The sequence below is a fragment of the Streptomyces gelaticus genome, from assembly GCF_014649535.1.
In the GTDB taxonomy this organism is placed as follows: Bacteria; Actinomycetota; Actinomycetes; order Streptomycetales; family Streptomycetaceae; genus Streptomyces; species Streptomyces gelaticus.
On record NZ_BMTF01000018.1, the window covers coordinates 137,022 to 148,042 of the forward strand.

An 11,021-nucleotide genomic window follows, 5' to 3' on the forward strand; every position below is an offset into this window, starting at 1 on the left:
ACAGCACAGCACGGGAGTCAGCCTGTCATGCGCGCCAGTCGAGCGGCACCTGCTTGGCGGTGTCCCAGGGGCGCTCCCAGCCCGCGTAGTGCAGAATGCGGTCGATCACTCCGGCCGTGAAACCCCACACCAGGGCGGATTCGACCAGAAATGCCGGGCCACGGTGGCCGCTCGGATGGACCGTCGTCGCGCGGTTGGCGGGATCCGTGAGATCCGCCACGGGAACGGTGAAGACCCGGGCCGTCTCACCCGGATCGACGACACCGACCGGACTCGGCGAACGCCACCAGCCGAGGACCGGCGTCACCACGAAACCGCTCACGGGGATGTAGAGCCGGGGCAGCACGCCGAAGAGCTGGACCCCGCGCGGATCGAGGCCGGTTTCTTCCCGGGCCTCCCGCAGAGCGGCCCTGAGCGGCCCTGTCGTCGCCTGGTCGCCGTCCTCAGGGTCCAGGGAGCCGCCGGGGAAGGACGGCTGCCCGGCATGGGAACGCAGGCTTCCGGACCGCTCCATGAGGAGCAGCTCGGGGCCGCGCTCGCCCTCGCCGAAGAGCACGAGTACGGCGGACTGCCGCCCGGCGCCGCTCTCCGGCGGCAGAAAGCGGCTGAGCTGGTCGGGCTCGATCGTCCGCGCGGCGCGGGCCACGGGGTCGAGCCAGGCGGGCAGGCCCTCCGTCGTGACGGTGATCGCGGTGTCCCCACCGACGCCTGCCGCCGCTGCGGCCGCCGCGACCGCCGCCGCGGGACTGACCGCTGCCGGACCGGCCGTCGCGCGGTTTCCCGCTGCGGGCGCGGCTGCCGCTTCTGCACCCCGATCGCGTTCCGTGCTCTGTCCGCGCTCCGTGCTCTGTTCGTGCGTCTTCATAGGCACCCCTCGTCTCACAACGCCTGTCGTCACGCATTTCGTTCCGGTCGTTCCGGAGCCGGCGGCGTACGTCGGCTCCGGAGCGGTGCCGTGGATCAGCCGCCCCCGAGGGGCGGCGCGGGCTTGCCGGGGTAGTCCGCCGGCGGGCTCAGCCGCTGCCCCGGCTGGCCGCCCATCTCGTACTTCAGCAGCTTCCTGGCCTTCTCCGGGTCCGTCTCGCCCTCGCCGTACGCGGGACAGAGCGGGGCGATCGGGCAGGCGCCGCAGGCGGGCTTGCGGGCATGGCAGATACGGCGGCCGTGGAAGACGACCCGGTGCGAGAGCATCGTCCACTCGCTCTTGGGGAAGATCGCGGCGATCTCGGCCTCGACCTTCTCCGGATCCTCCTGTTCCGTCCACCGCCAACGGCGGACCAGACGGCCGAAATGGGTGTCGACGGTGATCCCGGGAACGCCGAAGGCATTGCCCAGAACGACATTGGCGGTCTTGCGGCCGACCCCCGGAAGCGTGACGAGATCGGCGAGCCGGCCCGGCACCTCGCCGCCGAAATTGTCCCTGAGCGCCACGGAGAGACCTATCAGCGACTTGGTCTTGGCCCGGAAGAATCCGGTGGGCCGGATGAGCTCCTCCAGCTCCTCCGGGACGGCCGCGGCCATGTCCTCGGGGGTGGGGTAGGCGGCGAAGAGCGCGGGAGTGGTCTGGTTGACCCTCAGATCGGTGGTCTGGGCGGACAGGACCGTGGCGACCAGGAGCTCGAAGGGGTTACGGAAGTCCAGCTCGGGGTGGGCGTACGGGTAGAGCTCGGCGAGCTCGCGGTTGATCCTGCGGGCTCGGCGCACCATCGCCAGGCGCGATTCCGGCTTCCGCCCCGCCCCCGCGGCTGCCCCCGCGGCCTTTGCCGGCTTCGCCTTCGGCGGGCGCTTCACCGACTCCCCCGCGGGGCGTTTCACCGGCTTCCCCGAGGGTCGTTTTGTCGCTTTTTTCGGGCGATTCGCACCCTGTTCGCCCACAGCGGAATCACGGCCTTCCGACACCCCATCAGCCCCCTTGGCCTGTGCTCTCACCGGCGACTTGGACACCCGGCCAGCCTAGAGCCACGCACTGACATCTGCGCCTGTGACCGCGCATCCGCCCCCGATCGGCCCCCTGCCGCACGGTTCGGCACGCCCGTGCGTCAAACTGGTTTGTGATTGATCGCACTGTTTTACCGTCCGGCATGATGGGGACCACGGTTCCCTGAACAGGCCGACAAGGAGAGAACTCGTGGACGACGTTCTGCGGCGCGCCCCGCTTTTCGCGGCGCTCGATGATGAGCAGGCCGCGGAGCTCCGCGCCTCGATGAGTGAGGTGACCCTCGCGCGCGGCGACGCGCTCTTCCACGAGGGCGACCCGGGCGACCGCCTCTACGTGGTCACCGAGGGCAAGGTGAAGCTCCACCGCACCTCCCCCGACGGACGCGAGAACATGCTGGCCGTCCTCGGCCCCGGCGAGCTGATCGGCGAGCTGTCGCTCTTCGACCCGGGCCCCCGCACCGCCACCGCCACCGCGCTGACCGAGGTCAAGCTCCTCGGCCTGGGCCACGGCGACTTGCAGCCCTGGCTGAACGCCCGCCCGGAGGTGGCCACGGCCCTGCTGCGCGCCGTCGCCCGCCGCCTGCGCAAGACCAACGACCAGATGTCCGACCTGGTCTTCTCCGACGTGCCGGGCCGTGTCGCCCGCGCCCTCCTCGACCTGTCGCGCCGCTTCGGCGTGCAGTCGGAGGAAGGCATCCACGTCGTCCACGACCTGACCCAGGAAGAGCTGGCCCAGCTGGTCGGCGCCTCCCGCGAGACGGTCAACAAGGCGCTCGCCGACTTCGCCGGCCGCGGCTGGCTGCGCCTGGAGGCGCGCGCCGTGATCCTGCTGGACGTGGAGCGCCTGGCGAAGCGGTCCCGCTGACCGCAGCGGGACGCCGCCTCCGTACCCCTGCACAGGGCCTCGCCACCCGGCGGGGCCCTGCCGCGTTTCCCGCAGCCCGGAGCAGACCGGACAGGGCCGGAGCAGACCGGAGCAGACCGGAGCAGACCGGAGCAGACCGGAGCAAGCCTGATGGGGCCGGAGCAGACCTGAGCAAGCCTGACAGGACCGGACAGGACCGGGTCAGATCAGCCCGTGCTCGCCCAGATACTCCAGCTGAGCCAGCACCGAGAGTTCCGCAGCGGGCCACAGGGACCGGTCCACATCCGCGTACACCTGCGCCACCACCTGCGACGCCGTCCGGTGCCCCGCCTCGACCGCCGTCTCCACCTGGGCCAGCCGGTGCGCGCGGTGCGCGAGGTAGAACTCGACCGCGCCCTGTGCGTCGTCCAGCACCGGCCCGTGCCCTGGCAGAACCGTGTGCACGCCGTCGTCCACGGTCAGCGAGCGCAGTCTGCGCAACGAGTCGAGGTAGTCGCCGAGCCGCCCGTCCGGATGCGCGACGACGGTGGTGCCGCGCCCGAGGATCGTGTCGCCCGTCAGCACCGCCCGGTCGGCGGGCAGATGGAAGGAGAGCGAGTCCGCGGTGTGCCCGGGGGTCGGCACGACCCGCAGCTCCAGGCCACCGGTGGTGATCACATCGCCCGTGGTCAGCCCCTCGTCGCCCAGCCGCAGCGCCGGGTCCAGGGCACGCACCTTCGTACGCGTCAGCTCGGCGAACCGCGCCGCGCCCTCCGCGTGGTCGGGGTGCCCGTGGGTGAGCAGGGTGAGCGCGATCCGGCGGCCGGCCCGCTCTGCGGTCTCGATGACGGCCCGCAGATGCGTGTCGTCCAGCGGGCCCGGGTCGATGGCGACCGCCAGATCGGAGTCGGGCTCGGCCACGATCCAGGTGTTGGTGCCGTCCAGCGTCATCGGCGAGGCGTTGGGGGCGAGGACGTTGACGGCACGGCTGGTGGCGGGCCCGGACAGGACCCCGCCGCGCGGCTGGCCCGGAAGGGCTGCAGCCCCGGTCATACGGCCCCACCTCCCCCGCCACCGCTCGGAATGTGCTTCGTGAACTCGTCGTGTCCCGGCCAGCTCAGCACCAACTCGTCGCCCTCCAGCCGCGCCTGTGCCAGTACCGGGGCGAGGTCCTGGGAATCCGCCGCCTTCAGGGCCTCGGCGGCCGTCCCGTACTGTCTCAGCGCCCGCAGCGTCGACACGGTCGGCGGCATCATCAGCAGCTCGCCCCTGTCGTACCCGTCGGCCGCCTCGCCGGGCCGGATCCAGACCGTACGGTCGGCCTCCGTGGAGGCGTTGCGGGTGCGCTGGCCCTCGGGGAGCGCGGCGACGAAGAACCAGGTGTCGTAGCGCCGGGGCTCGAACTCGGGGGTGATCCAGCGCGCCCAGGCGCCCAGCAGATCCGAGCGCAGCACCAGCCCGCGCCGGTCCAGGAACTCTGCGAAGGAGAGCTCCCGGGCGACCAGCGCCTCCCGGTCGGCCTCCCAGTCGGCGCCGGTGATGTCGCTGACCACCGCGCCGGCGTCCGGCCCCGCGAGGAGGACACCCGCCTCCTCGTACGTCTCACGGACCGCCGCGCACACGATGGCCTGGGCCTCGGCCGGAGTCCCGACGCCGAGCCGCTCGGCCCAGGTCTCCAGCGCGGGCCCGGCCCAGCCGACGAGCCGGTCGTCGTCGCGCGGGTCGACCCCGCCACCCGGATAGGCGTACGCGCCGCCGGCGAATGCCATGGAGGCACGGCGGCGCAGCATGTGGACGGCGGGGCCGCCCTCGGTGTCAGCGGCGGTGTCCCGGAGCAGCATCACCGTGGCGGCCCGCTTCGGGGTCGGGGCCGTCAGCTCACCTGCGGCGAGCGCCCGGATCCGGTCGGGCCATTCGGGTGGGTACCACTGACCATTGGACATGGCCGGAGGCTATCCGGAACCGCGCCGATGTTCGAGAGGTGTGGAGAGGCACATCGGTCGGGCGGGTGCGCCGGTCCGGGCCTGCCCCGTACAGCAGGCGATCCCGCCCGGTCGTGGCGACCGGACGGGATCGGGAAGGACGATGAAGAAACTGAGCGTTCCTAGGCCCCGGCCAGCTCGACCTGGACCTCGACCTCGACCGGCGCGTCCAGCGGCAGCACCGCGACGCCCACCGCGCTGCGCGCGTGCACGCCCTTGTCACCGAGCACCGCGCCCAGCAGCTCGCTGGCCCCGTTGATCACGGCGGGCTGCCCGGTGAAGTCCGACGCCGAGGCGACGAAGCCCACGACCTTCACCACCCGCGCGATCCGGTCCAGGTCGCCCGCGACGGACTTCACGGCGGCCAGCGCGTTGAGCGCGCAGGTCTTCGCCAGTTCCTTGGCCTCGTCGGGCGTGACCTCCGCACCGACCTTGCCGGTGACCGCGAGCTTGCCGTCCACCATCGGCAGCTGGCCGGAGGTGTGGACGTACACCCCCGACTGCACGGCCGGCTGGTACGAGGCCAGCGGCGGCACGACGTCCGGCAGCGTCAGCCCGAGCTCGGCGAGCTTCGCCTCGACGGCGCCCGCCACTACGCCTTCTCCCGCTTCAGGTAGGCCACGAGCTGCTCGGGGTTGTTCGGGCCGGGAACGACCTGGACCAGCTCCCAGCCGTCCTCGCCCCAGGTGTCCAGAATCTGCTTGGTCGCGTGCACGAGAAGGGGCACGGTCGCGTATTCCCACTTGGTCATGGCCCGACTGTAATACCTGGCACGCACGGCCTCGTGCGTAGCCTGCGGCACGACTGGTTAGGCTCGAATACGTGAGCAGGTTCCAGGTCGTCAGCGGCAAGGGCGGTACCGGTAAGACCACGGTCGCCGCCGCCCTCGCGCTCGCCCTCGCGACCGAGGGCAAGCGCACCCTTCTCGTGGAGGTCGAGGGCAGGCAGGGCATCGCCCAGCTCTTCGAGACGGAGTCCCTCCCCTACGAGGAGCGCAAGATCGCCGTTGCACCGGGCGGCGGCGAGGTGTACGCCCTCGCGATCGACGCCGAGCGCGCCCTTCTCGACTACCTCCAGATGTTCTACAAGCTGGGCAGCGCGGGCCGGGCGCTCAAGAAGCTCGGCGCGATCGACTTCGCCACCACGATCGCACCCGGCGTACGGGACGTGCTGCTGACCGGCAAGGCCTGCGAAGCCGTACGCCGCAAGGACAAGCAGAACCAGTACGTCTACGACTACGTGATCATGGACGCCCCGCCCACCGGGCGCATCACCCGCTTCCTCAATGTGAACGACGAGGTGGCGGGGCTGGCCAGGATAGGACCGATACACAATCAGGCCCAGGCCGTGATGCGGGTGCTGAAGTCCCCGGAAACCGCCGTCCATCTGGTGACGCTGCTGGAGGAGATGCCGGTCCAGGAGACCGCGGACGGCATTGCCGAACTGCGGGACGCCGAACTGCCGGTGGGCCGGATCATCGTGAACATGGTGCGGCCCCATCTGCTGGACGAGGACGCCCTGCGCACCGCCGCGGGAGGCCGCCGCAAGGAGATCGCCAAGGCGCTGACGAGGGCGGGAGTGACCGGCGCCGCGGGGCTCGTGCGCCCCCTGGTCGAGCAGGCGGCCGAGCATGCCCAGCGGGTCGAGCTGGAGCGCGAGCAGCGCGCCGTGCTCGCGGACCTGGAGCTTCCGGGGTACGAACTCCCTCTGATCGGTGAGGGGATGGACCCGGCGGGTCTCTACGACCTGGCGACCGAGTTCCGCAAGCAGGGCGTGGGCGAAGGGGTGGGACAAGGGGTGGGTGCATGACACAGCGCACGGACGCGGCCACGGCCGCGAAGACGGCCGCGACCTCAGGACCGGACACGGCCGGCTCCCCCGCTTCCGCGCCGACGCTGGACACCGACGCGCTGCTCGACGATCCGGACATCCGGATCGTCGTGTGCTGCGGTTCGGGCGGCGTCGGCAAGACCACGACCGCGGCGGCGCTGGGCGTACGGGCTGCCGAGCGCGGCCGCAAGGTCGTGGTGCTCACCATCGACCCGGCCCGCAGACTCGCCCAGTCCATGGGCATCGACTCGCTGGACAACATCCCGCGCCGGGTGCCGGGCATCGAGGGCGAGGGCGCCGGGGAACTGCACGCCATGATGCTCGACATGAAGCGGACCTTCGACGAGATCGTCGAAGCGCATGCGGACGGCGAGCGGGCCCGCGCGATCCTGGAGAACCCCTTCTACCAGTCCCTGTCGGCCGGTTTCGCGGGCACGCAGGAGTACATGGCGATGGAGAAGCTCGGTCAGCTGCGGGCGCGCAACGAGTGGGACCTGATCATCGTCGACACCCCTCCGTCGCGCTCCGCGCTGGACTTCCTTGACGCGCCGAAGCGGCTCGGTTCGTTCCTGGACGGAAAGTTCATCAAGCTGCTGATGGCCCCGGCGAAGATGGGCGGCCGGGCGGGGATGAAGTTCCTGAACGTCGGCATGTCGATGATGACCGGCACCCTCGGCAAACTGCTCGGCGGTCAGTTCCTGCGCGACGTACAGACCTTCGTCGCGGCGATGGACACCATGTTCGGCGGATTCCGTACCCGGGCCGATGCCACCTACCGACTGCTCCAGGCGCCCGGTACGGCGTTCCTCGTCGTCGCGACACCGGAGCAGGACGCGCTGCGCGAGGCGGCGTACTTCGTGGAACGGCTGGCCTCGGAGGAAATGCCGCTGGCCGGACTGGTGCTCAACCGGGTCCACGGCAGCGACGCCGCCCGGCTCTCCGCCGAGCAGGCCCTGGCCGCCGCAGAAAATCTTGAGGGGGGTGGCATTGTGGATCAGACGACCGGGAAGGCTGGACTTCGTGACCCGGCCGACCGGTCGGCCGACTCTCCCCAGGCCGCTCCTGCGCCCGGTTCCGTACCGGACACCACCCCCGACGCCACGCCCGACAACTCCGAGCGCGAGGACGCCGAAGACCGCGAGCCGACGGCGGGGCGCGCTCCCGACACCCCCGGAACCGCCTCCGTCGAGGAGCTGACCGCAGGTCTGTTGCGGCTGCATGCCGAACGGATGCAGGTGGTCGCGCGCGAACAGCGCACACGCGACCGCTTCACCGCGCTGCACCCCGAGGTCGCCGTGACCGAAGTGGCCGCGCTGCCCGGGGACGTACACGACCTCGAAGGACTTCGGGCCGTAGGGGACCGGCTCGCGACCGGTTCCGTCCCGGCCGGAGCTGCGTAACCGCTCGTCAGCCCTATCCCACCGCGGCGTACCTCTCGTGCAGTTCGTCGTCGTCCAGTCCGATCGCCACGGGCAGGATGCCCGTCGACTGCTCGTACTCGCTGCGCGCGGTCTCCAGCAGTCGGCGCCAGGACGTGACGGTGGGCCGCCTGCGCAGCAGTGCGCGGCGCTCCCGCTCGGTCATTCCGCCCCATACGCCGAATTCGACGCGATTGTCCAGCGCGTCGGCCAGGCACTCGGTCCGCACCGGGCATCCGGTGCACACCGCCTTGGCCCTGTTCTGCGCTGCCCCTTGTACGAACAATTCATCCGGATCGGTAGTGCGGCAGGCTGCCTGCGCACTCCAGTCGCTTACCCAGCCCATCACGGCGCCGTCCTCTCCCGAATCGAGGCTCCCCCACGGCGGCAGCGGCATATTCACCGCTGCCAGTTGAGGACGTTACGGAAGGTGGCGACAGCACAACACCCCCTTCGGGCCCAATCTTGAATGGCCCGAACGGACTATGCGTATGCGGCAGATCACCCAGGGGAGTGAGGCGAGGGCATACGCGACCATCCCGGTGAAATTGGGACAGTTCACCTGGATCACAACGGACGTTCAATGACACACGAGGCGAATTCGGGAGCGCCTCAGGTCATGGCCGGGACGTGCACGGGGGTTGATACGGAACCGGACTGCTGTGACAGTTGAGAGCAGCTTAGGCCAAGGCATATACGTGTGTCCGGCGAATGAGAACGTAGGCTGCCCCCATGCCAAAGAAGCGCTCGGGCGGGGGTCTCTCGACGACCCAGCAGGCCGCCAAGTTCCTCGGTGTCGCCGCGCTCTCCGGAGTCGTGCTCGCGGGCATCGCGCTGCCGGCCGCCGGAGCACTGGGGCTCGCCACCAAGGGGACGGTCGAGGGATTCGACGAGATCCCCGCCAATCTCAAAACCCCACCGCTGAGCCAGCGCACCACGATCCTGGACAGCAAGGGCGGGTTGATCGCCTCGGTGTACTCGCGCGACCGCACGGTGGTCCCGCTGAAGGACATCTCGCCGTACATGCAGCAGGCGATAATCGCGATCGAGGACGCCCGCTTCTACGAGCACGGGGCCATCGACCTCAAGGGCATCCTGCGCGCCCTGAACCGCAATGTGCAGACGGGCGGGACCACCGAGGGCGCCTCCACCCTCACCCAGCAGTACGTGAAGAACGTCTTCGTCGAGGAGGCGGGCGACGACCCGGACAAGGTCGCGCAGGCCACCCAGCAGACGATGGGCCGCAAGGTCCAGGAGCTGAAGTACGCGATCCAGGTCGAGGAAGAACTCGGCAAGAAGAAGATCCTGGAGAACTACCTCAACATCACCTTCTTCGGGCAGCAGGCGTACGGCATCGAGGCCGCCTCCCAGCGCTACTTCTCCAAGCCGGCGAAGGACCTGACGCTGGAGGAGTCCGCGCTGCTGGCCGGCGTCGTGCAGTCGCCCAGCCGCTACGACCCGGTCAACGACACGGCCGAGGCGACCAAGCGCCGCAACATAGTGCTCCAGCGCATGGCGGACGTCGGGGACATCTCGCAGGCCGAGGCCGACAAGGCGAAGGCGAGCCCGATCAAGCTGAAGGTCAAGAAGCCGCAGAACGGCTGCATCACGGCCGTCAGCGGCGCCGGCTTCTTCTGCGACTACGTACGCCACGTCTTCCTCACCGACCCGGTCTTCGGCAAGACCAAGGAGGACCGGGCCAAGATCTGGAACCGGGGCGGTCTGACCATACGGACGACGCTCGACCCGCAGTCCCAGCAGTCGGTGCAGGCCTCGATCAAGAACCACGTCTACAAGTCGGACAAGGTCGCGACGGCCGTGACGCTGGTCCAGCCCGGCACCGGCAAGATCATGGGCATGGGCCAGTCCAAGCCGTACGGCTTCGGGACCAACGAGACCCAGTACAACTACTCGGTCAACAAGGCCATGGGCGGCTCCAACTACGGCTTCCCGACGGGTTCGACGTTCAAGCCGTTCCTCGCCGCCGCGGCCATAGAGGGCGGCAAGCCGGCCACGCAGGTCTATCCGTCCCCGTACGAGATGGACTACCCGGACACGGTGCAGTCCTGTGGGAAGCCGTGGGTCAACGACGGAGTGCCGAAGTATCACCTGGAGAACGAGAGCGAGACGGAGAAGGGCCCGTACGCGCTGAAGGAAGCGATGGAGAAGTCGGTCAACACCTACTTCGTCGAGATGCTCCAGGACATCGGCATGTGCCCGGTCTCGCAGATGACCGACAAGCTCGGCGTGGTCCAGGGCGACGGCACCAAGCTCCCGCAGAACCCGTCGACGCTGACCCTCGGTTCCAACGGTCTGTCGCCGCTGACGATGGCCGGCGCGTACGCCGCCTTCGCCAACCGCGGTACGTACTGCACGCCGATCGCCATCGAGTCGGTCAAGAAGGCCGACGGCAGCTCGCTCCCGGTGCCCAAGACCTCCTGCTCGCAGGCGATGTCACCGACGACGGCCGACACCGTCAACACGCTGCTGCGCGGCGTGGTCGACTCCGGTACCGGCCAGGAGGCGGGTCTCCAGAGCCGCGACAACGCGGGCAAGACCGGTACGACCGACGCCCGCAAGAACGCCTGGTTCGTCGGCTACACGCCGAACATGTCCGGCGCGGTCTGGGTCGGCAGCCCGTCCCAGAGCGTCGAGATGGAGCGCATCACGATCGGCGGCGTGTACCAGGACAAGGTGTACGGCGGACAGGTCCCCGGACCCATCTGGCGTGACGCGATGACAGGCGCCCTCAACGGCGTGGCTGCTCCCGCCTTCAACACGGTCGACATCCCGGACCCGTCAAGGCACGACGAACGGGGCGGGGGCAGGGACCGCGACCGGGACGAGGGACGGCCCGGCCCCGGGGGCAAGAAGCCCACCGACAAGAACCCGTTCCCGGGCATGACCATCCCGCCGAATCTGACCGGCGGGAACAACGGCGGCGGCCACCGCGGCCAGACCAACAGCGGAACACAGGGCCCCTGACCGGAGCCGTACGCCTCGTCCCCG

11 protein-coding genes are annotated in these 11,021 nt (G+C 70.1%); 4 read left to right on the forward strand and 7 right to left on the reverse strand.

What is annotated here, in order from left to right; all coding sequences use genetic code 11:
- Positions 1–25: 25 nt before the first annotated feature.
- A complete protein-coding gene (locus IE107_RS24255; protein ID WP_189546224.1) occupies positions 26–865 on the reverse strand; it encodes an NUDIX hydrolase in 840 nt (279 codons plus the stop codon).
- Positions 866–960: 95 nt separating this feature from the next.
- Positions 961–1,791, reverse strand: a complete 831-nt coding sequence (gene nth, locus IE107_RS24260; protein ID WP_373302486.1) for an endonuclease III — start codon at positions 1,789–1,791, stop codon at positions 961–963.
- A gap of 337 nt (positions 1,792–2,128) precedes the next feature.
- Between nth and IE107_RS24265 the strand changes: the two genes are divergently transcribed.
- Positions 2,129–2,803 carry a Crp/Fnr family transcriptional regulator gene (locus IE107_RS24265; protein ID WP_014046869.1) on the forward strand — a complete coding sequence of 225 codons (675 nt, stop codon included), beginning with the start codon at positions 2,129–2,131 and terminating at the stop codon, positions 2,801–2,803.
- Between the two features lie 201 nt (positions 2,804–3,004).
- On the opposite strand, the gene IE107_RS24270 is transcribed toward IE107_RS24265, so the two are convergent.
- From IE107_RS24270 to sp36, 4 genes are all read right to left on the reverse strand, one after another.
- Positions 3,005–3,835 carry an MBL fold metallo-hydrolase gene (locus IE107_RS24270; RefSeq protein ID WP_189546228.1) on the reverse strand — a complete coding sequence of 277 codons (831 nt, stop codon included), beginning with the start codon at positions 3,833–3,835 and terminating at the stop codon, positions 3,005–3,007.
- Positions 3,832–4,725 (reverse strand): NUDIX hydrolase, encoded by an 894-nt coding sequence (locus IE107_RS24275; protein ID WP_189546230.1) that lies wholly within the window; start codon positions 4,723–4,725, stop codon positions 3,832–3,834. The genes IE107_RS24270 and IE107_RS24275 overlap by 4 nt, the downstream gene beginning before the upstream one ends.
- Before the next feature lie 161 nt (positions 4,726–4,886).
- Positions 4,887–5,357: a RidA family protein gene (locus IE107_RS24280; protein ID WP_189546232.1), complete on the reverse strand. Its 471-nt coding sequence runs from the start codon at positions 5,355–5,357 to the stop codon at positions 4,887–4,889.
- Positions 5,357–5,515, reverse strand: coding sequence for a Sp36 family protein (gene sp36, locus IE107_RS24285; RefSeq protein ID WP_003967454.1), 159 nt, complete (start codon positions 5,513–5,515; stop codon positions 5,357–5,359). Before sp36 ends, IE107_RS24280 begins: the two co-directional genes overlap by 1 nt.
- A 71-nt stretch (positions 5,516–5,586) precedes the next feature.
- On the opposite strand from sp36, the gene bagA reads away from it, so the two are divergent.
- Positions 5,587–6,573, forward strand: a complete 987-nt coding sequence (gene bagA, locus IE107_RS24290; protein WP_189546234.1) for an ATPase BagA — start codon at positions 5,587–5,589, stop codon at positions 6,571–6,573.
- The gene (gene bagB, locus IE107_RS24295; RefSeq protein ID WP_189546236.1) at positions 6,570–7,994 is read left to right on the forward strand and encodes an ATPase BagB; all 1,425 of its coding nucleotides are present in this window, start codon (positions 6,570–6,572) and stop codon (positions 7,992–7,994) included. Before bagA ends, bagB begins: the two co-directional genes overlap by 4 nt.
- A 13-nt stretch (positions 7,995–8,007) precedes the next feature.
- Here the strand turns inward: bagB and IE107_RS24300 are convergent, their stop codons facing one another.
- On the reverse strand, positions 8,008–8,358 hold the full coding sequence (locus IE107_RS24300; RefSeq protein WP_189546276.1) for a WhiB family transcriptional regulator: 351 nt from the start codon (positions 8,356–8,358) through the stop codon (positions 8,008–8,010).
- Between the two features lie 386 nt (positions 8,359–8,744).
- On the opposite strand from IE107_RS24300, the gene IE107_RS24305 reads away from it, so the two are divergent.
- A complete protein-coding gene (locus IE107_RS24305) occupies positions 8,745–10,997 on the forward strand; it encodes a transglycosylase domain-containing protein (RefSeq protein ID WP_189546238.1) in 2,253 nt (750 codons plus the stop codon).
- Positions 10,998–11,021 lie beyond the last annotated feature (24 nt).

Coding starts and splice junctions, on each gene's coding strand:
- IE107_RS24255 (WP_189546224.1), bottom strand. CDS start 865: ATGAAGACGCACGAACAGAGCACGGAGCGCGGACAGAGCACGGAACGC.
- IE107_RS24270 (WP_189546228.1), bottom strand. CDS start 3,835: ATGACCGGGGCTGCAGCCCTTCCGGGCCAGCCGCGCGGCGGGGTCCTG.
- IE107_RS24275 (WP_189546230.1), bottom strand. CDS start 4,725: ATGTCCAATGGTCAGTGGTACCCACCCGAATGGCCCGACCGGATCCGG.
- sp36 (WP_003967454.1), bottom strand. CDS start 5,515: ATGACCAAGTGGGAATACGCGACCGTGCCCCTTCTCGTGCACGCGACC.
- bagB (WP_189546236.1), top strand. CDS start 6,570: ATGACACAGCGCACGGACGCGGCCACGGCCGCGAAGACGGCCGCGACC.
- IE107_RS24300 (WP_189546276.1), bottom strand. CDS start 8,358: ATGGGCTGGGTAAGCGACTGGAGTGCGCAGGCAGCCTGCCGCACTACC.
- IE107_RS24305 (WP_189546238.1), top strand. CDS start 8,745: ATGCCAAAGAAGCGCTCGGGCGGGGGTCTCTCGACGACCCAGCAGGCC.